At 66.5% G+C, this 20,334-nt stretch carries 19 protein-coding genes; 13 read left to right on the plus strand and 6 right to left on the minus strand.

What is annotated here, in order from left to right; all coding sequences use genetic code 11:
* Positions 1-4 precede the first annotated feature (4 nt).
* A complete protein-coding gene (locus BM244_RS06870; protein WP_093399000.1) occupies positions 5-724 on the plus strand; it encodes a TIGR02186 family protein in 720 nt (239 codons plus the stop codon).
* Positions 725-868: 144 nt separating this feature from the next.
* Positions 869-2,506: an ATP-binding protein gene (locus BM244_RS06875; RefSeq protein ID WP_254784329.1), complete on the plus strand. Its 1,638-nt coding sequence runs from the start codon at positions 869-871 to the stop codon at positions 2,504-2,506.
* Between the two features lie 21 nt (positions 2,507-2,527).
* Here the strand turns inward: BM244_RS06875 and BM244_RS06880 are convergent, their stop codons facing one another.
* The 3 genes from BM244_RS06880 to BM244_RS06890 all read right to left on the minus strand — a co-directional run bounded on the left by BM244_RS06880 (position 2,528) and on the right by BM244_RS06890 (position 6,146).
* The gene (locus BM244_RS06880) at positions 2,528-3,514 is read right to left on the minus strand and encodes an amidohydrolase family protein (RefSeq protein ID WP_093398268.1); all 987 of its coding nucleotides are present in this window, start codon (positions 3,512-3,514) and stop codon (positions 2,528-2,530) included.
* 91 nt (positions 3,515-3,605) lie between these two features.
* Entirely contained in the window at positions 3,606-4,415 is an 810-nt protein-coding gene (locus BM244_RS06885; protein WP_093398269.1) for a hypothetical protein, read from the minus strand.
* A 189-nt stretch (positions 4,416-4,604) separates the two neighbouring features.
* Positions 4,605-6,146, minus strand: coding sequence for a M23 family metallopeptidase (locus BM244_RS06890; RefSeq protein WP_368086058.1), 1,542 nt, complete (start codon positions 6,144-6,146; stop codon positions 4,605-4,607).
* 342 nt (positions 6,147-6,488) lie between these two features.
* Between BM244_RS06890 and BM244_RS06895 the strand changes: the two genes are divergently transcribed.
* The 9 genes from BM244_RS06895 to BM244_RS06935 all read left to right on the plus strand — a co-directional run bounded on the left by BM244_RS06895 (position 6,489) and on the right by BM244_RS06935 (position 14,106).
* The gene (locus BM244_RS06895; protein WP_093399002.1) at positions 6,489-8,981 is read left to right on the plus strand and encodes a helicase-related protein; all 2,493 of its coding nucleotides are present in this window, start codon (positions 6,489-6,491) and stop codon (positions 8,979-8,981) included.
* Positions 8,982-8,988: 7 nt separating this feature from the next.
* On the plus strand, positions 8,989-9,282 hold the full coding sequence (locus BM244_RS06900) for an RNA-binding S4 domain-containing protein (RefSeq protein WP_093399003.1): 294 nt from the start codon (positions 8,989-8,991) through the stop codon (positions 9,280-9,282).
* Positions 9,283-9,434: 152 nt separating this feature from the next.
* Positions 9,435-9,776, plus strand: a complete 342-nt coding sequence (gene fdxA, locus BM244_RS06905; protein ID WP_031393648.1) for a ferredoxin FdxA — start codon at positions 9,435-9,437, stop codon at positions 9,774-9,776.
* 202 nt (positions 9,777-9,978) lie between these two features.
* Complete coding sequence (locus BM244_RS06910; RefSeq protein WP_056053923.1) at positions 9,979-10,512, plus strand: CarD family transcriptional regulator; 534 nt, start codon at positions 9,979-9,981, stop codon at positions 10,510-10,512.
* Positions 10,513-10,984: 472 nt separating this feature from the next.
* Complete coding sequence (locus BM244_RS06915; protein WP_093398270.1) at positions 10,985-11,296, plus strand: hypothetical protein; 312 nt, start codon at positions 10,985-10,987, stop codon at positions 11,294-11,296.
* Between the two features lie 47 nt (positions 11,297-11,343).
* A complete protein-coding gene (locus BM244_RS06920) occupies positions 11,344-12,123 on the plus strand; it encodes a hypothetical protein (protein WP_254784330.1) in 780 nt (259 codons plus the stop codon).
* A 24-nt stretch (positions 12,124-12,147) separates the two neighbouring features.
* Entirely contained in the window at positions 12,148-12,483 is a 336-nt protein-coding gene (locus tag BM244_RS06925) for a Rap1a/Tai family immunity protein (protein ID WP_093398271.1), read from the plus strand.
* A 122-nt stretch (positions 12,484-12,605) separates the two neighbouring features.
* Positions 12,606-13,337 (plus strand): head GIN domain-containing protein, encoded by a 732-nt coding sequence (locus tag BM244_RS06930; protein ID WP_093398272.1) that lies wholly within the window; start codon positions 12,606-12,608, stop codon positions 13,335-13,337.
* A 49-nt stretch (positions 13,338-13,386) separates the two neighbouring features.
* Complete coding sequence (locus tag BM244_RS06935; protein WP_175518118.1) at positions 13,387-14,106, plus strand: GIN domain-containing protein; 720 nt, start codon at positions 13,387-13,389, stop codon at positions 14,104-14,106.
* 257 nt (positions 14,107-14,363) lie between these two features.
* Here BM244_RS06935 and BM244_RS06940 read toward each other — a convergent pair whose 3' ends face one another.
* Together BM244_RS06940 and mgtE are read right to left on the minus strand one after the other, a co-directional pair.
* Positions 14,364-14,768 carry a DUF1489 family protein gene (locus BM244_RS06940; protein ID WP_093398274.1) on the minus strand — a complete coding sequence of 135 codons (405 nt, stop codon included), beginning with the start codon at positions 14,766-14,768 and terminating at the stop codon, positions 14,364-14,366.
* Between the two features lie 31 nt (positions 14,769-14,799).
* Positions 14,800-16,209 (minus strand): magnesium transporter, encoded by a 1,410-nt coding sequence (gene mgtE / locus BM244_RS06945; protein WP_093398275.1) that lies wholly within the window; start codon positions 16,207-16,209, stop codon positions 14,800-14,802.
* A 108-nt stretch (positions 16,210-16,317) separates the two neighbouring features.
* Between mgtE and BM244_RS06950 the strand changes: the two genes are divergently transcribed.
* Positions 16,318-16,776, plus strand: a complete 459-nt coding sequence (locus BM244_RS06950) for a peptidylprolyl isomerase (RefSeq protein WP_093398276.1) — start codon at positions 16,318-16,320, stop codon at positions 16,774-16,776.
* A gap of 120 nt (positions 16,777-16,896) precedes the next feature.
* Here BM244_RS06950 and BM244_RS06955 read toward each other — a convergent pair whose 3' ends face one another.
* A complete protein-coding gene (locus BM244_RS06955; protein WP_093398277.1) occupies positions 16,897-17,781 on the minus strand; it encodes a LysR substrate-binding domain-containing protein in 885 nt (294 codons plus the stop codon).
* A gap of 265 nt (positions 17,782-18,046) precedes the next feature.
* Between BM244_RS06955 and BM244_RS06960 the strand changes: the two genes are divergently transcribed.
* Positions 18,047-20,320: a CDC48 family AAA ATPase gene (locus BM244_RS06960; protein WP_093398278.1), complete on the plus strand. Its 2,274-nt coding sequence runs from the start codon at positions 18,047-18,049 to the stop codon at positions 20,318-20,320.
* Positions 20,321-20,334: the final 14 nt, after the last annotated feature.

Raw genomic sequence — 20,334 nt, forward strand, 5'->3', positions numbered from 1 at the left:
GCTGATGGCGCAGGCGAAACCCGTGCTCGTCCCCGACGTGTCGCAACGCAATATCGAGATCGCGTACAGCTTCACCGGTGCCGAACTCCTCCTTTTCGGTGCGATCCTCTATCCCGGCGGCCGCCTGCCGAGCGACGAGCATCCGACCGACGTCGTGGTGGTCGTCAAGGGCCCGACCCAGTCGATCCTGATGCGCGAGAAGGAGAAGATCGCGGGCATCTGGGTCAACGCGTCGCGGCTGCGCTACCGGTCCGCCCCCAGCTTCTACGCGATCGCCTCGTCCAAGCCGATCGACCGGCTCGTCGACGACCGGACGCGCGCGATCTACGAACTCGGGCTCGACAGCCTGCAATTGTCGCCCGCCTCCAGCGCCCCTGCCGACACGCAGGACCGCTTCCAGAAAGGGCTGGTCGACCTGAAGCGCAACGCCGGCCTGTATTACGAGGCGCCGCGCGCGGTCGAGATCACCGATGGCGTGCTCTACCGCGCACGCGTCTCGATCCCGGCGCGCGTGCCCGTCGGTCGCTTCACCGCGGAGACGTTCCTGATCCGCGACGGCCGCGTGCTGGCGGCGGCAGTGCGCGACATCGACATCCGCAAGTCCGGTTTCGAGCGGTTCGTCGCGCGCGCCGCCGATCGTTCCTCCGTCGCGTACGGGCTGGTGGCGGTCGCCCTGTCGGTATTCCTCGGCTGGGCCGCCGGCTGGATCGCGCGCCGGGTCTAGTCGCCAACGCTGACACGCCGGATCATTAACGCCGTCCTCACCAGAAATTTACACCTTGGGTGTCACTGCCGGTCTCTAATGACCGGAGACCGTGCCAGAATGAGCGACTTGTCGGGACATGACGCGTTCCTGCGGGAGGCACCTATGCAAGCAGGCCTGCAGGCGGGCGGCGCGATTGCCGACGCCGTGCCAGTACCGATCGGCGTCGTCTTCGCGATCGCCGGGTCCAGCAGCCGGGTGCTGCTCGATCGTGCGTCGATCAGCGTGTTGTTCGACGATGCCGATCCCGTCGTCGCCGCGGCGGGACAGGTCGGCAGCCAGATCAAGATGCGTGTCGGTGCGACCTGGCTGGTCGCCAATATCCGCTCCCTGAAGCTCGAGGATGCCGCAGGGACCTGCGTCGCCGCGGACATCGACTATCTCGGCGAAGGCGACGAGGAGCGGCTGACGGGCAAGCTCTACAAATTCCGTCGCGGCGTGACGCGCTACCCGATGCCGGGTTGCGAGGTGTTCCCGATCACCACCGCCGACCTGAAACAGATCTACGCGGCCGAGGATCGCGCCAATATCGAGGTGGGAACGGTCTACCCGACCGAGGATATCCGCGCCGCGCTGTATATCGATGCGATGCTCGGCAAGCACTTCGCCCTGGTCGGCTCGACCGGTACGGGCAAGTCGACCAGCGCCGCGCTGATCCTCCACCGGATCTGCGAACTCGCGCCGCAGGGTCATATCGTGATGATCGATCCGCACGGCGAATATGCCGCCGCGTTCAAGTCGAACGGTGCGATCTACGACGTCTCGAACCTGCAGATGCCGTATTGGCTGATGAACTTCGAGGAGCATTGCGAGGTGTTCCTCACCAGCAGCGGTTCGGCGCGCCAGTTCGACGCCGACATCCTCGCCAAGTGCCTGCTCGCCGCCAAGGCCAAGAGCCGTCTCGGCCAGGAGATCGCCAAGCTCACCGTCGATGCGCCGATCCCGTATCTGCTGAGCGACCTGACCGCGATCATCAGCGCCGAGATGGGCAAGATGGACCGCGCCGGCGACACCGCGCCCTATCTGCGGCTCAAGGCGAAGATCGACGAGATCAAGGCCGATCCGCGCTATGGGTTCATGTTCTCCGGGATGCTCGTCGCCGATACCATGGCGAGCTTCCTCGCGCGCATCTTCCGCCTGCCCGGCGACAACCGGCCGATCTCGATCATCGATGTCTCGGGCGTGCCGTCGGACATCACTTCGGTGGTGGTCGCGGTGCTCGCGCGGATGACGTTCGACTTCGCGATCTGGTCGCGCAACGAACCGCAGCGGCCGATCCTGCTCGTCTGCGAGGAGGCGCATCGCTACATCCCGGCGGGGCAGGACGCGACCAGTTCGGTCGGGCGCATTCTCGGCCGGATCGCCAAGGAAGGTCGCAAATACGGCGTGTCGCTCGGCCTCATCACGCAGCGCCCGTCGGATCTCGCGGAGGGCGTGCTGTCGCAGTGCGGCACGATCATCGCGATGCGCCTCAACAACGATCGCGACCAGGCGTTCGTCCGCGCCGCCATGCCCGAGGGCGCGCGCGGCTTCCTCGATTCGATCCCCGCGCTGCGCAACCGCGAGTGCATCATCTGCGGCGAAGGCGTGACGATCCCGATCCGCGTCAGCTTCGACGGACTCGAGGAATCGAAACGTCCGGCTTCCGACGATCCGCTGTTCTCCGAACTCTGGCGCGACGTCGGCGGCGAGGACCAGATCATCGGCCGCACCATCCAGCGTTGGCGCGCGCAGGGGAAGTAGCGGAAAAACCGGCGCCCGTTGTTATCCGCGAGCGCCGGTCAGCCGATCCCAATTGCCGTGCGCGAAGCCGATCCGAGCGGCATCGTCGAGCGCTACCTCGTCGAGGAAGCGCCGCGGCGCGCCACCCTCGCGGTACTGGTAGGGAAAATCGGTCGAAAACAGCAGGCGCTCGGGGCCGACGATGTCGAGGCAGCGCAGCAGATACGCTTCGCTCCACATGCCGCTGCCGGTCACGTACAAATTGTTGCGCGCATAGTCCGCGAGCGGGCGTCGCAGATCGAGCGCGCGTTCGAAGACCGCGGAGGTCCGCTCGAGATAGAACAGCACCACCTCGCCCCAATGGCCGAGGATGATCTGCAGATCGGGCAGTTCGTCGAACACCCCCGCCGCGGCCAGCCGGATCCATTGCAGCCCCGCCTCGTAATGCCAGCCGAGGCCGAAGGCCGCGAGCGCGAGATCGGCCTTTTCGCTGATCCCCGAGTAATTCGCGTCGCGGACCGCGGCCAAGGGGACTTGCGGATGGATGAAGAGCGGCACGCCCAGTTCCGCCGCTTTCGCCAGCATCGGTCGCATGTCGGGATGGTCGAGATGACGCTCGCGTGTCCGGCCGCAGAGCAATGCGCCCTTCAGCCCCAGGTCCCGGACCGCGCGTTCCAGCTCGCGTGGGGCCGCGTCGGCATGCGGGGTAGGCAAGGCGGCGAAACCCTGGAAGCGGCTGGGATGGCGAACGCACGTCTCGGCGATCAGGTCGTTCACGCGCTGCGCCATCTCGACGGCAGTATCGGGCGCGAGGTTGTGGAGACCGGGCGTGGTCAGCGACAGCACCTGCACGTCGACGCCCTGTTCGTCCATCAGCGCCAACCGGCCTTCGCCGAGGTCGGCAAGACGGGTTCCGGCCTCGCCGCCATCGGCAAAGGCGGACACCGGATCATGCGGGGGCGGCGCGGCACTCCATGCATCGCGCACCGCGCCGGGGAGTATATGCTCTTCGATCGCTATCAGACGCATCGGCCATCTCGCGTTGGAGGTATCGGGCCCGAACGATCGATCGATCGGATAGGTTCGCGTTCACGCGCACCTCGACGACGGGTCGCCTCGTCTAGGGCGCTGCGTTGAAGTCACGCCGTACCGCGTCGAGCGTAATGGGCGGTGCGGGCAGCGCGAACCGCGACGCGGGCACCGGGTCACGGCTGACCGTGTCGAGCTCCAGGCCGAGAAACGCCAGCGGCGCTCCCTTGCTCAACACCGGCGCGATCCCGCGCGACGGACTGGCGTCGCCGAACATGCTGCTCATCGTCGCGAGGGATTGCAGGAACTGCTTGCGGATGGCGCTCGCGAGCGGCGCGAGCGTCGGATCTTCGCTGATCACCACGGTCGGCGCGTCGGGGCTGGGGTCGCGGTCTGAGGCATAGGCGACGCCCTGCCGGCCTCGAATACGGACCTTCGCACGGGCTATGAGGGGCGCGTTCGCATTCTTGTCCTTCGGCGGTCGCCAGGTTTCGCGGGCTGCCTGTTCGAGCATGACCGTGGCGATGTCTTCGCTGCGCATGACGATTGGCCCGGCGGGACCGGTCTTGACCAGATAGTCGCGGCCCTCCCGCGTCAGAAAATAGCTGGACGGGTCACTGAAACGCGTGCGCATATCGCCGTTGGCGGCGATCTCGATCGTCATTAGCGGCGTGCCGTCGTCCATGACGTACCGCGCCGTCATGTCCGCACAGGCGGGGCTGCCCCATGCGATCGCCAGCGCTGTGAGAACCCGAAATCCGAACTTCATGTCGTATCCGTACCGATCTGTGTCGCCCTCATGTCCAGGAACGGCCTGACCCTTGCCGATGAACGGCGGCGTGACGGCATCGGCATGACGCGCGCCGCGAAGATGCTGTCCTACAGCGGACCGGTCGTTCACATCGACCCCATGCGGTTCCGTACCTTCGCCTCTAGCATCGCCGCCGCACCGGCCCCAGGCAGTTTGCGGTGCGTAATTGGCGGTCGGCACAGAAGTGCAGAACCGTTCCCAGCGTCTGCACTTCCTATACTTCACTCGCGGCTCGGCCAGCTTTCGCGCGCCATAGCAACGGCTTGCGCCGTGCCCGCATTAGCCGCCGACGCGGACCGCCAGCAACTGCGCGACCTTCGCCTTGAACGCACGCAGCTTGGCGCCCGAGAGTATCGCGACGCTCGCGAACGAAACCGAGCGCGGGTTGATCGCGGCGCCGTTCTTCCACACTTCCCAATGCAGATGCGGGCCGGTCGACATGCCGGTCGAGCCGACATAGCCGATCACCTGGCCCGCCTGCACGCGCGTGCCGGACGATACCGCGATCCGGCTCATATGGCCGTAGCCGCTCGCCATCCCGCCGCCGTGCACCAGCTTGACGAAATTGCCATAGCCGCCGGTTCGTCCGGCAAAGGCGACGATGCCGTCGGTCATCGCGTGGATCGGCGATCCGTAGGGTGCACCGATGTCGAGGCCCTTGTGCATCCGCGTGAAGCCGAGCAGCGGGTGGAAGCGCATCCCGTAGTTCGACGTGATCCGACCGGTGACCGGCATGCCCGACACGGCGCGGCGCTCGGTCTGGCCGTTCGCATCGAACCAGCCGCCACGGCCCCCATTATCATCGGCCTGGTCATCGGCATCGACGTTCGAGGCGTCGGGCGCGAACCGGACGAGCTGTACCTTGCGGCGTCCCTGGTCGATGCCGGCGAACAGCAGGTCGCCGATCCGGGTCTCGCCGGTCGCGGCGCGTTCGCGCTCGACGATCACGTCGAAACTGTCCGCTGCGGTCACGTCGCGCCCGATCGAAAGCCGGGTCGAGATCGCCTTGATGAACGACTCCACCGCCTTTGCGGGCACGCCGGCGGCGCGCGTGGAGCGGTACAGGCTGGAGCCAACCAGGCCCTGTATCCGCAACGGCGTCGAATCGACCGCGATCGGCTTGCGGTTCACGGCCAGCCCGCCTGCACCACGCGTCAACGACAGCGCCAGGTCGAACCGCGCGCGGAAATCGAGCTGCTCCAGCGGTCGTGCGACGGTGCGATCCGGCCGCCGCCCCAGCGTCAGCGCGATGCGCGTACCGGCGGGGATGGTTTTCGGATCGACCGACCGCGCGACTAGCGCCGCGGCGGCCTCGGCATCGTTCCGGCCCACGCCCGCGCGCATCAGCGCCCGGTCGAACGCATCCCCCTGGCCGAGCGTCGCGGACAATTCGAGCGTCGGGCGTTCGGGCACGTTCGCGAGCGGCGCGACGAGGTCGTTCGCCGCCATCCGCCGCCCGGTAGTCGCGCCCTGGGCAAGTGGCGCGATGCCCTGCGCGCGGGTTTCCTCCCATTCCGCACCGGCGAGCGGCGACGGCACCGCACCGACCAGCGGCTTGAACCCCGGCGCCAGCATCACGGTCGCCGCGCACAGTGCGGTGCAGGTCGCGAGCCCGCGCCACCAGTCGCGACTGCCGATGCGCGCGCCGAGATCGGGCACCCAGTCGATCCGCGACGGCGCAGAGTTTGCCGCGATAACCGGTTGCCGATCGAGCGCACGACCGAACCCGCGTGCCCCGCCGCCGGCCAGTCCCAGTGCCTGATCGTTCTGCAAATACACGCGTGCCCGCCCCGAAATCGCGTTCTGATTGTCGTGCGCCACCTCGTCTCCGGCGCGAGCGTCGGGTTGTGGCGGGGACATGCTAAAGTCAAATTAACCCGGGCGATTGCGAGACTTGGCGGCGGCGGAGCGTGCCTAGGCCGGGGCGGACGTCCGAACCTCGTCTACCACCCCGGCGAAGGCCGGGGCCCAATCGGGTAGGCCAAGGTGATGGAGCACGGACCACCGTTAAGCCTGCTCCCCAACTGGGTCCCAGTCGTTGCCGGAGTGGGGGTGGACGTAGATACGTACCGGCTCCCTCCCAGGTTAGACGATCGAGCGAACGACCCAGCAATTCCACCCAGGTCATTGCGCACGCCCGCTTTACCCCCGATGTTGTCGGTCATGAGCGACGATGTCTCCGCTGGCGTGACCGCGGTTCTCGGCCCGACCAACACGGGCAAGACGCACCTCGCGATCGAGCGGATGTGCGCGCATTCGAGCGGCATGATCGGCTTCCCGCTGCGCCTGCTCGCGCGCGAGGTCTATGACCGTGTCGTCGCGATCAAGGGCGCGAACCGCGTCGCGTTGGTCACCGGCGAAGAGAAGATCGTGCCGCCCGACGCTCGCTGGTTCCTGTGTACCGCCGAGTCGATGCCCGATCGCGACGTCGCCTTCGTCGGCATCGACGAAGCGCAGTTGGGCGCGGACCCGGAGCGCGGCCACGTCTTCACGGATCGTCTGCTCCGCGCTCGCGGTCGCGAGGAAACGATGATCCTCGGCTCCGAGGCGCTGCGGCCGATGATCAAGAAGCTCGTCCCCGGCGCGGAGATCGTCAATCGGCCGCGCTTCTCGACGCTGACCTATGCCGGCGCGAAGAAGATCAGCCGCTTGCCCAAGCGCTCGGCGATCGTCGCGTTCTCGGCGGAGGAGGTCTACGCGGTCGCCGAGATGCTGCGGCGTCTGCGCGGCGGTGCGGCGGTGGTGATGGGGGCCCTGTCTCCCCGAACCCGCAACGCACAGGTGGCGATGTTCCAGGCGGGCGAGGTCGATTATCTGGTCGCGACCGACGCGATCGGGATGGGGCTCAACATGGACGTCGCACATGTCGCGTTCGCGAGCCTCAACAAGTTCGACGGCAAGCGCCAGCGTCGCCTCACGGTGGCCGAGATGGCACAGATCGCGGGGCGTGCGGGGCGGCATCAGCGTGATGGCACGTTCGGCGCGCTATCGGACGACGGCCCCGGTGCGTTCCTGCCCGAGGAAGTGCTGGCGATCGAGGAGCACCGGTTTCCGCGTCTCGAGAACCTGTACTGGCGACAGGGCGAGCCCGATTTCGCGAGCATCGACGCGCTGGTGGCCAGCCTCGAAGCGCGGCCGCCCGCGGGCGTGCTCCGTGCCGCGCCGCAAGCCCTCGATCTCGGTGTATTGAAGCGGCTCGCGGAGGAAGGCTGGGTCCGCGAACGCGCACGGCACCCGGCGATCGTCGCGCGGTTGTGGGCGGCGTGCGGCGTACCTGATTTCCGCAAAGTCGGCCTCGATCCGCATGCGCGCTTCGTGTCGCGGCTGTTCGGGCATCTGAGCGAAGGCCGTGGGCATATTCCGCACCAATGGTTCGCGGACGAGATCGCGCGGCTCGATACCGTGGCGGGCGACGTGCCGGTGATCGCCGGGCGGATCGCCGCGACGCGGATCTGGGCGTATATTGCGCAGCGCGCCGACTGGCTTGCCGAGCCGACGCTCTGGGCCGCGCGTACCGCCGCACTCGAGGAACGCCTTTCGGATGCGCTCCACGCCAGCCTGACGCAGAGGTTCGTCGACAAGCGCACGACCGCGCTGATGCGCCAGATCGGCGCGGATGCGGGCGCGCTGCCGGTGGTGATCGGGCCCGAGGGCGAGGTAATGGTCGAGGATCATCCGATCGGCCGCCTCGACGGGTTCCGCTTCACCGTGGCGGCGGATGCGCGGGCCAGCGACAAGCGGCTGCTGCTCGCGGCGGCGGAAAAGCGGCTGACTGGCGAGCGGTCGCGGCGTGGGCAGTCGCTGGTCGATGCGCCGGACGCCGATATCGCGCTCGACGATGCGGCGCAGGTCATCTGGGCGGGTCACCCGGTCGCCAAGCTTGGCGCGGGGCCGTCGTTCGCCCGGCCGAAGCTGATCCTCGATCGCTCGCTCGACTGCCTCGACAAACCCGCACGCGATCGGATCGAGGCGCGGCTGTCGCTGTGGCTTGCGGGGATGCTGAAGCGGCGGATCGCCGTGCTGGTCCACCTCGCCGAATTGAGCCGTGATCCGAATGCGACGCCGGCGTTGCGCGCGGTCGCGAGCGCGATCGAAGACGCCGGCGGGATCCTGCCGCGCTTGCCGATGCGGCTGGCGCTCGACGCCATCGATCCCGAGGAGCGCAAGCGGCTGCGCAAGATCGGCATCACGGTAGGCGCGCTCGACTTGTTCGATGCGCGGTTGCTCAAGCCCGAGTCCGCGCGTTGGCGGCGCATCCTGGCGGCTGCTCGCGGCGCGACGATCGCCGCCCCGCGAGATGGGGCAACGGTACTGGCGCGTGGCAGCGAGGGCGCGGTTCTGGAGGCAGGGTTCCGCCCCCTCGGACTCCAGGCGGTCCGGATCGACCTGATCGAGCGTATCGCCCGTGCCGCCCACGATTCGCGGCAGGGGCGCACGCCGTTCGCGCCAGACCCTGCGCTGGCGACTTCGATCGGCGTCGACCCGGCGTCGCTGGAGCGGTTGATGGCCGAACTCGGGTTCAAGGCGTTGGCGGGGGACACGCTGCGCTGGGTGTGGCGTGGTCGCCCGCCCGCTCGCCCCGTTGCGGCAGCACCGATCGATCCGTCGCGACAGAACGCGTTTGCCGGGCTCGCCGCACTGGTCCGCCATGGTTGAAGGCGCGATGCGGATCGATCGGTTCCTGTGGTTCGTGCGGCTCGCGAAAACACGCAGCGCCGCGCAGGCGATCGCCGAAAAGGGGCATCTCCGCATCGACGGTCGCCCGATCGATCGCGCGCACTGCCCGGTGCGGATCGGGAATGTGCTGACGTTTGCAGTGGCCGATCAGGTTCGGGTGATCCGGGTCGAGGCGTTGCCGGCGCGACGGGGGCCGGCGCCCGAGGCACAGGCATGCTATCAGGATTTGATCGCCGGCAAGACGCCTGCCGGCACGGTCCGCGACCCCGCCTCGGAATAAACTCGATCCGTCCACCTTGCGGAGGAGGATACGAGAGCGACAAAGCCTGATAACGTCTCGCAGAAGGCTTGCTATGATTGACGCGACGGGCAGGCGCGCATAGTCGCTGGCGCGTTCGTCGCCGGAAAGGAATCCGGCCCAGGAGTTCTGCAATGACCTACGTCGTCACCGATGCCTGCATCCGCTGCAAGTACATGGACTGCGTGGAAGTGTGCCCGGTCGACTGCTTCTACGAGGGCGAGAACATGCTGGTGATCAATCCCAGCGAGTGCATCGACTGCGGCGTGTGCGAGCCCGAATGTCCCGCCGAGGCGATCCTGCCCGACACCGAGAGCGGGCTGGAGCAGTGGCTCGAGCTCAACACGACCTTCTCGGCGCAATGGCCCAACGTCACGCGCAACGACAACCAGACGCCGCCGGATGCCGACGCCATGAAGGGCGTCGAGGGCAAGTTCGACAAGTATTTCTCGCCCGAGCCCGGCGCAGGCGACTGATAAGAGGCGGCGAATCCTGGAAAGGGCAAGCCGCCTGCCACGTTCGGCTGGTAATTTTGTTGCAAAGCTGCTAGATGGGTCCGCGACGGGCGCGATGATTCACGTCATCCGCCTGACGTGTAGACCTATCCCTCCCCCGATGCAGCAGCGACGAGTCCTTCGTCGAGGCGTCGCGTGGAGGCCTGATCCGGAAAGGCCCCAAATGGCTGCCAAGGCACTGTCCTTCGATGTCGGTGATTTCGTCGTTTATCCCAAGCACGGGGTCGGCCGTGTGATCGAGCTCCAGCGCTCGGAAATCGCCGGCATGACACTGGAACTCTACGTCCTCCGGTTCGAGAAGGAGCGCATGACGCTCCGCGTGCCGACCAACAAGGCCGAAAGCGTCGGCATGCGCAAGCTGTCGTCCGACAAGACGATGCGCGAGGCGATGGACACGCTCAAGGGCAAGCCCAAGGTCAAGCGCACCATGTGGTCGCGTCGCGCGCAGGAATATGAAGCGAAGATCAACTCGGGCGACCTCGTGTCGATCGCCGAAGTGGTCCGCGACCTGTTCCGTGCCGACGACCAGCCCGAGCAGAGCTATTCCGAGCGCCAGATCTTCGAAGGCGCGACCAGCCGTCTCGCACGCGAACTGGCGGCGATGGAAGAGCTCGACGAGCCCAAGGCGCAGGAGAAGATCCTCGACATCCTCCGCGCCGCGGCCGCAATCTACAACAAGGACAAGGTACCGGCGTAACGCCTGGTTGCTTTGCCGAGACGAAAGGGCGGTCCTGCGGGGCCGCCCTTTTTCGTTTCGGGATGAGCTGCCTTTCGATCCTCCCCGGCAAGGGGGAAGATTGCAGAACACCCTACCACCCCGGCGACGGCCGGGGCCCAATTGAAAAGGCTGGAGTAACGGAGCGCCGCCTTAGTTTGCGACGTTTCCCAACTGGGCCCCGGCCTTCGCCGGAGTGGTGCAAGTACCTGAAGTATATCTTGCTATCGGTGCCGTTTAATTGGCAAATCTGAATGTACGCTTGCCATAGATCAAGAAAGCGACCGGCAGGATCGTTACACTCAAAATTCAGTCGCAGACTCCAACCTAGGACAAGTCACGTCCTATGCGGTGAACGTCTCGCCGGACGGAGCCAACGTCTCGCCGGATATCGATTGTCATTCCGGCGACTCTCCGCTGACTGACGCCATCCATGTTTGGAAAGGGTAAGTTTATGCGTTCAAGTTTCCCGAAATCTCCCACCGTCGCTTTGATCCTCATCGCCGGCGTCGGGCTGAGCGGTTGCGCCACGAAGGGTTTCGTCCGCGAGCAGATCGCCGTGGTCAACACGCGGATCGACGGCATGGACGGTCGCCTGCGTACCGTCGAAGGCACGTCGGGTCAGGCACTTGCTCAGGCTCAGGCCGCTGCCGGCCAGGCTCAGCAGAACGGCCAGCGTCTCGACCAGCTTACCGGCCGCGTCGACGGTATCGACCAGCAGGTCCAGCAACAGGCGCAGCAGCGTCAGCGCAAGCCGCGCGGCTAACGCATCCTCGCGCACGCACCCGACATCGACGGACGGCCCCGTAGCACATGATGATCAAGGTCTCGGGGCTGTCTAGTCTCGTCCGCCGTACGAGTATGGTCGCCGGCCTGGCGCTGGCGCTGATCGCTCCGCAGGCATCGTCGGCGGCGACGCCGAACGGTGCCAGTGCGCACAAGGCGGCGAGCGCGCGCAAGGTTAAGGTTTCGACACGCTCGCATGCGAAAGCCGCGAAGCGTGTCGAGGCTCCTCTGTTGCTGCCCCCGCAATCGGAGCCGGCGAGCCGCCTGATCGCGTGGGTCGCGGTGGAGCACGATAATGGCAACCTGCCCTATGCCGTCATCGACAAGCAGGCGGCGTCGTTGCTGCTCTTCAACGCGAAGGGGGAGTTCGTCGGCCAGGCACCCGTCCTGCTCGGCATCGGCATCGGTGACGATTCGTCGCCGGGCGTCGGTGCGAAGGACTTGGCGGACATCGGCCCGGCCGAGCGGACGACCCCGGCGGGGCGCTTCGTCGCGAAGTTCGGGCGCGCATTCGGTCGCCAGCGTGTGCTCTGGGTCGATTATGCGAACTCGGTCGCGCTGCACGCGGTGATCACCACGCACAAGAGCGAACACCGCGTCGAGCGCCTGCTGTCGCCGACTCCGGACGACAACCGCATCAGTTTCGGCTGCATCAACGTCGGCACCAAATTCTACACCGGCAAACTCAGCCCGCTGTTCCAGAGGAAGGGCGGGGTGGTTTACATCCTTCCCGACACCAAGACGCTCGACGACGTCTTCCCCCGCGTGCGCCTGCTGCCCTATGTCAGCGCTGCCGCCGCCAGCTAGACCGCCCGGCGCGAAGGAAACGTCATGATCTTGCTGATGCTTGCACTCGCCGCTGCCGATCCATCCGCCGATCGACCGGTAGTCGTGAGTTCGCTCACGACCCAGCAGATGCTGGAATATTGCCAGGGCAAGGACAGCGATCCGACCGCCAATTTCTGCACCGGCTACATTCTCGGCGAATTCGACGCCCTGTCGCTATCGGGCGGCATATGCCCGTTGCCGGCCCGCGCCTCGAACATCGAGGTCGTCGCGACGGTGCGGAGGTATCTCCGCGCGCGAGCGAAAAAGACCGGCACCGGCGCGCCCTCGTTCGTCGTCCGCGATGCCCTGCGCGACGCCTATCCGTGCAAACGTAAGTAGCGCGCCGCCGCGCCGCCCCGGTGGCGGAGCGGGAATGTCCTACCATCGTCACGCACGCGATTTCGCTTCCTCGCGCCGGGGATCAGGTGTATTGCTACAACAATACACATAAGGAGGATGCGATGAACTTTCTTGCGCTCGGGCTGATCATTCCTCTCGCAGCATGTTCGTTCGGCTGGAACGGCGACAGCGAGAATTCAGGCGCTGCGGCGGCGGGGTCTGGGACTACCCGGACCTTCCAGGTTGCCGGTTTCAATGGCATCGACCTTCGCGGCTCGGACGATGTCGACGTTCGCGTCGGCACCGGCTTTTCGGTCCGCGCCGAGGGAGCGAGCGAGCAGCTCGACCGGCTGCGCATCGAGCGCGACGGCGATACGCTGGCGATCGGGCGCAAGGACGGCGCCAGCTTCGGCTGGAGCAAGGGCGCAAAGGTCAAGGTGTACGTCACCCTGCCACGGCTGACCGACGCGAGCATCTCGGGATCGGGCAACATGGCGGTCGATCGGGTCGATGGTGGCGGGTTCGAGGGCGGCATTGCGGGATCGGGCAATCTCGACATCGCCGCAATCGAGGTCGCTGACGTCAAATTCTCGATTCCAGGTTCGGGAACGGTGCGCGCGAGCGGCGCGGCGCAGGCACTGACGGTCGATATCGCCGGTTCGGGCACCGTTAACGGCGCCAAACTCCATGCACGATCGGCCACGATCGACCTTTCAGGGTCGGGCAGCGTCCGCGCGGTCGTCGATGGCCCCGCCAAGGTCGATCTGTCGGGATCCGGCGACGTCGATCTCGGGCCCAATGCGCGCTGCACGATCTCGAAGTCGGGCTCTGGCAGCGTTCGTTGCGCGCGTTGACCCGCCATCCGACTTGCAGGGCGGCATCCAGCCAGCGACAGTTGCGGCCATGAGATATCTGCTCGCCGTGCCGCTACTCCTGTCCTCCCCGGGATTCGCCCAGTCGCCGGCGGCCAGCAGGACGGTCTCGGTCGGCAGCTTCGACCGCGTGCGGGTCGAGGGGCCGTTCGAGGTCCGCGTCACGATCGGTTCGCCGCGCGCCACCATCGTCGGGCCGCGCGGAGGCGAGGACGTGACCGTGCGCGTCGATGGCACCACGCTGTCGGTACGCAAGGGGACGGGCGGCTGGGGCGAACAGCCGCGTGGCGGCGGGGCAGGGCCGATCGTCGTGACGCTCTCCACGCCCGGGCTGACCTCCGCCAGCGTCGCGGCCGGCGGCCGGCTGACGATCGCCAGGATGCGCGGGATGCGCGTCGACGTGACGGTCAGTGGCAACGGGAGCTTGTCGGTCGCCGCGGCCGATACGGATCAGTTGAACGCGACGGTGATCGGTACCGGCCAGATGACGCTCGCCGGCCATGCGGCGCGGGCGCGCCTCGTGACGAGCGGGCCCGGCGCGATCGATGCGTCGGAGTTGGCGGTCAACGACCTGACCGTGCACCTCGATGGGGTAGGGGAGACCAAGGCCGCGGCGCGCTACACGGCGCAGGTGACCAACAGCGGCCTTGGTACGGTCACGATCACCGGCAACGCGAAATGCCGGGTCGACGCGGCGGCCGGAGGACCGGTAGTGTGCGGAAAGCCGGCGGCGGAAGTCTCTGCTCCGTAGAAGGGGATGGTGTGCTGCTGCCACACCGACCTCTCCCGGGCCAAATCCGCATCTGTATCGAGCCAGTTACCCTATCCGTATCGGCCCTCATACCTTCCGAACCTGTATCGTCATTCCCGCGGAGGCGGGAACCCATACCGGCTGACCTCACACTGAGATCGTTATCCTCTGAGGATATGGATCCCCGCCTGCGCGGGGATGACGATAGAGTTTATCGGCGGGGGGGATGAACCCCGACGAGGTCTGGGCCCCACCCCTTAAATGAGCGCCAGCTCCGCCAGTTTCGTCATCAAAGCCGGCGGCATCACGTCCAACCCGGTCGCATCGCCACCCAGATCCAGCGGCGCATCCGCACCCTCAAGATACCGCCACCCCTGGTGCGCGCGCCTAGGCCGCGCTTGAACCAGCACCAGCTTCGGATCGATGTGGATCGCGACGCGACCCTCTTCAGCTTCGCCAAACCCGAGGATCGGCGAGCGGGCGATCAGCTGGTGCTTCAGGATCCAGAACATCGAACCCTGACCGGCGACCTCCTCATGCCGCTTGGGCAGATAGCGCGTCGTAAGAAACACTGGCCCCTCCTCGCCACGCAGCCGGAGCCGCTCGGCGAGGTGATCGACGCTTTCCGCGCCGAACGCGACTTTGGTGAGGTGAAGCGGCATGGCGTTGAAAATGGGCGCTAAACGCTGCCGATCAACCGTGCAGACCCCAAAGACTCGCCAGCCCGAGGAACGAGAAGAACCCCATCGTGTCGGTCATCGTCGTCACGAACACCGCGGACGACACCGCCGGATCGATCCGGAACTTGTCGAGCGTCACCGGCACCAGCACGCCGCTGAGCCCCGCCGTGATATTATTCACCAGCATCGCCGCGGCGATCACCAGCGACAGGTCGGTGTTGCGGAAAATGACATACGTCCCGCATCCGATCAGCGCGCCGAGCATCACGCCATTGGCGGCGGCGATGCGGAACTCGCGCCCGATCATCCGCGCGGTGTTCGAACTCGTCAGCTGGTTGGTCGCCAGCGCGCGCACCACCACCGCCAATGTCTGCGTGCCGGCATTGCCGCCCATCCCCGAGACGATCGGCATAAGCACCGCGAGCAGCGCGAAGCTCGCGATCGTCCCCTGGAACAGCCCGACGACCGACGATGCGACCATCGCGGTGCCGAGATTGACCACCAGCCAGGTGAACCGCGTGCGTACCGTCAGCCGGATCGGCTCGTTGATGTCGCCGTCGCCGGCGCCTGCCAGCCGCAGCGTATCCTCGCCCGCCTCTTCGGAGATGATGTGGACGATGTCGTCGACCGTGATCATCCCGACCAGCCGGCCGCCATGATCGACCACCGCCGCCGAGATCAGCGCGTATTTCTGGAAGCGCAGCGCGACTTCTTCCTGGTCCATGTCGACCGGGATCAGCGTCTGCTCGCGCTTCATCACATCGGCGATCGCGATCCCGCGCGGCGTGCGCAGCATCCACGACAGCTGGCACGTGCCGATCGGCTTGTGCGCGGGGTCGACGACGAAGATCTCCCAGAAATCGGTCGTCAGCTCTTCGTGCCCGCGGAGGTAATCGATCGCGTCGCCGACGGTCCAATGCTCGGGTACGGCGATCAGCTCGCGCTGCATCAGGCGGCCGGCGGATTCCTCGGCGTAGCTCAGCGCCTCCTCGATCGCCGCGCGATCGTCGGGATCGAGCGCGCGCAACACCGCGCGCTGCTCGTCCTCGTCCATGTCCTCGATGATCGCGACGGCATCGTCGGTATCGAGCTCGGAGGCGAGATCGGCGACCTGGTGCGGCTCAAGCGCATCGATCAGATCCTCGCGGACGTAATCGTTCATCTCGGCGAACACGTCGCCGCCCAGCAGGTCGGTGACCGCCCGCGCCAGCGCCGCGCGATCCTCCTGCGGGGTCAGTTCGAACAGATCGGCGATATCGGCCGGGTGCAGCGGCTCGACCAGCGCGCGCGCGCCCTCGTCATCGCCGTCCTCGACCGCATCGAGCACGGCCCGCACGAATTCCGGCCGCAGATGGTCGTCGCGATCGAGCTGGTTTTCGGGCTGGGTGTCGGTTTCGACCTCGGGAAGCTCGAGTTCGCTCATGGCTGCCTCCCTTAAAAGATGCGCGGTTGGGCCCTAACGCGGCGCGCGTGCATTTGCCAGTCGGAGTGCGGCTCCCTATCTGCCGCGCATCAATTCAGGAGAACATGAATGGCTGACACCCCCGAAACGCTCACGCTGACCCTCGACGGCGGCGACGTCACGATTAAGTTCCGCCCCGATCTTGCCCCCAAGCATGTCGAGCGCATTGCCGAACTGGCGAACGAAGGCTTTTACGACGGCGTACCCTTCCACCGCGTGATCCCGGGCTTCATGGCGCAGGGCGGTGACGGTGGTCGCGGCGACGGCACCGGCGGCTCGAGCAAGCCCAACCTCAAGGCGGAATTCTCGGCCGAGCCGCATGTCCGCGGCGTGTGTTCGATGGCACGCACGAACCAGCCCGACACGGCGAACTCGCAGTTCTTCATCGTGTTCGACGACGCGCGCTTCCTCGACAAGCAGTACACCGTCTGGGGCGAAGTCACCGACGGCATGGACCTGATCGACGCACTGCCGAAGGGCGAGCCCCCGCGTTCGCCGGGCAAGATCGTCAAGGCACGCGCTGCATAACCTGAATTCCCCTCCCGCTTGCGGGAGGGGCTAGGGGAGGGCGCGACGTACGTACTGGCGTCCGGTCAGTGAGGCACGCCCCTCCCCCGACCCCTCCCGTCAGCGGGAGGGGAGTAGCGGTCAGACCTCCGCCACCGTCCGTATCAGCCAGTCGTGGAACAGCTTCACCGGCTTGGTCTGCAGCGCCCGCGGGCGGCAGACGAACCAGTAGCTGTACGGGCTCTCCACCTCGATATCGAACAGTCGAACGAGTCGCGGATCGTTTGCATCCTCGAAGTGGCTCGCATGCATGAACGCGACGCCGAGCCCTTGCGCGGCGGCCTCCAGCATCAGCGCCCCCGAATCGAAATGGTCGATCGCCAGCGGCTCGATATCGTCGAGCCCTGCCGCCGTCCGCCATGCCGTGAACGTATCCGTCATGTCGCGGTGCACCAGCGCCGTCAGCGTCGAAAGCTGTTCGGGGCGCGTGACCGGGTCCGCGCGCTCCAGCAAGCTCCTTGCCCCGATCACGTAGACCGAATTGCGATCGAGCCGCCGCGCGTAGAACGTCGGATCGATCTCGCGCGACAAGGCGATCACCGCGTCGAGCCCATCCCCGAGCCGCGACACCAGATGCGCCGCGGTATCGATATCGAGATGCAGCTCGGGATGCGACGTGCGCAACTCGCCCAGCTTGGGGAACAGCTTCTGCGACGCATAGAGCGGCAGGATCCCGAGCCGCAGCCGCAGAACCTCGGTCGTGCTGGTCAACGATTCGACTGCGTCCGACAGCGAATCGAGCACCGGTGCGATCTGCGCCAGCAACCGTTCGCCATCCGCATTCAGCACCATCGCCTGATGCCGCCGCGCAAACAGCGGCTTGGCGATGAACCGCTCCAGGCTCTGCACGCGCCGGCTGAGCGCAGGCGCCGACAGCGCCAGATCCTCGGCGGCGGCCTTGATCGACCCCAGCCGCGCGACCTGCACGAACGCCTCGATAGCCCCCAGTGGCGGCAGCCTGCGCATGATCCCTCTTTCGACTCGACGAGTGTGACAATGACCGCTGGACGCATTCAGTCATACGATTGCAGTTAGCGCAATCGTAGCTGATCCCTTCGCACTTGCAACATGAACCGTCTCGACGCAAAAAGACCTCGCCTTTCAGGCATCCTCTCCTAAAAACTTTCATGGGCTGGCCTTCATTGGCCGGCCCTTTTTTTGTGTTTTCAACCCCTGACAAGGCTGGAACCGGTCTCCTATCTCGGACGCTACGAGATCGAATGGAGTCGACATGGCCGATAGCGAAATCCCCACGCGGAAAATTCAGGTCGCCAACGCGCGTCCCGAAGACAGCGGCCGCGGTCTGGCGCATGTGCCGCGCGCATTGATGGCGACGCTCGGTATCGGCGAAGGCGACGTCATCGAGATCCTCGGCAAGCAGAATACGCCGGCGCGTGCGGTCGGCCCGTATCCGGAGGACGAGGGCCTCGATATTCTCCGGCTCGATGGTCTCCAGCGTGCAAACGCCGGCGTCGGCTCGGGCGATTACGTCGAAGTGCGCAAAGCCGAGTCGAAGCCGGCGACGCGCGTCGTGTTTGCGCCGGCCCAGCAGAACCTTCGCCTTCAGGGTTCGACCAACGCGCTCAAGCGCACCTTCCTTGGCCGGCCGATCTGCCAGGGCGATATCGTCGCGACCGCGGGGCATCAGCGCGTCGGCAACATGCCGCCCAACGTCCAGCAGTTCATGAACGCGCCGGCCTATGCGCTCCAAGAGATCCGCCTCGCGGTGATCGCCGCCAGCCCAAAGGGCGTGGTGCACATCGACGAGAATACCGAGATCGAACTCCGCTCCGAATATGAGGAGCCGCAGGCCGCACGCCGTGCCGACGTCACCTATGACGATATCGGCGGCATGGCGCAGACGATCGACCAGTTGCGCGAGATGGTCGAACTGCCGCTCCGCTATCCCGAACTGTTCCAGCGTCTGGGCGTCGATCCGCCCAAGGGCGTGTTGCTGCACGGTCCTCCCGGCACCGGCAAGACGCGCCTCGCTCGCGCCGTCGCCAACGAGTCCGACGCACAGTTCTTCCTGATCAACGGTCCCGAGATCATGGGCTCTGCATACGGTGAGTCCGAGTCGCGCCTCCGCGAAGTGTTCGAGGAAGCGGCCAAGGCAGCGCCGTCGATCGTATTCATCGACGAGATCGATTCGATCGCTCCAAAGCGTGGCCAGGTGTCGGGCGAGGCGGAAAAGCGTCTCGTCGCGCAGTTGCTGACGCTGATGGACGGCCTTGAATCGCGCGCCAACCTCGTCGTGATCGCGGCGACCAACCGGCCCGAGGCGATCGACGAGGCGCTGCGTCGTCCGGGTCGGTTCGACCGTGAAATCGTCGTCGGCGTGCCCGACGAGCGTGGCCGTCGCGAAATCCTCGGCATCCACACGCGCGGCATGCCGCTTGGCGACCGTGTCGATCTGGATGAGCTGTCGCGCACCACCTACGGCTTCGTTGGCGCCGATCTCGCCGCGCTGACCCGCGAGGCGGCGATCGAGGCTGTCCGCCGGATCATGCCGAAGCTCAACCTCGAGGAGCGGACGATCCCGCCCGAAGTGCTCGACGAACTGTCGGTCACGCGCGAGGATTTCCTCGGGGCGCTCAAGCGCGTCCAGCCATCGGCGATGCGCGAAGTCATGGTGCAGGCGCCGACCGTACGCTGGGCCGATGTCGGGGGGCTCGACGATGCACAGATGCGGTTGAAGGAGGGTGTCGAACTCCCGCTCAAGAACCCCGATGCGTTCCGCCGACTCGGCATCCGCCCGGCCAAGGGCTTCCTGCTCTACGGCCCCCCCGGCACCGGGAAGACGTTGCTCGCCAAGGCGGTCGCGCGCGAGGCGGAGGCGAACTTCATCGCCACCAAATCGTCCGACCTGCTCAGCAAATGGTACGGCGAAAGCGAACAGCAGATCGCCCGCCTGTTCCAGCGTGCACGTCAGGTCGCGCCATGCGTGATCTTCATCGACGAACTCGATTCGCTGGTGCCCGCGCGTGGCTCTGGCGCGGGCGAGCCGCAGGTGACCGAGCGCGTCGTCAACACGATCCTGGCCGAGATGGACGGGCTGGAGGAGTTGCAGTCGGTCGTCGTGATCGGCGCGACCAACCGGCCGAACCTGATCGACCCGGCGTTGCTGCGGCCGGGCCGGTTCGACGAGCTCGTCTATGTCGGCGTCCCCGACAAGGCCGGCCGCCGCCGCATTCTGGGCATCCAGACCGAGAAGATGCCGCTGGCCAGCGACGTCGATCTCGACCGTCTCGCAGACCGCACCGATCGCTTCACCGGCGCGGACCTGGAGGACGTCGTCCGCCGCGCCGGCTTGGTGGCACTACGCCGTTCGATCGACTCAACCGACGTGACGATGGCCGACTTCGAAGGCGCGCTGAAGGAGTCGCGCGCCAGCGTAACCCCGGAAACGGAACGCGAATACGAGCAGATGGCGGCGCGTCTCAAGCAGGACGCCACCGCCATCCAACCGCTCGGCTTCGCCTTTCCGGCAAGGACGGAGGACTGACCCTCACTCCATCG

Source organism: Sphingomonas sp. OK281, assembly GCF_900115295.1.
GTDB lineage: Bacteria > Pseudomonadota > Alphaproteobacteria > Sphingomonadales > Sphingomonadaceae > Sphingomonas.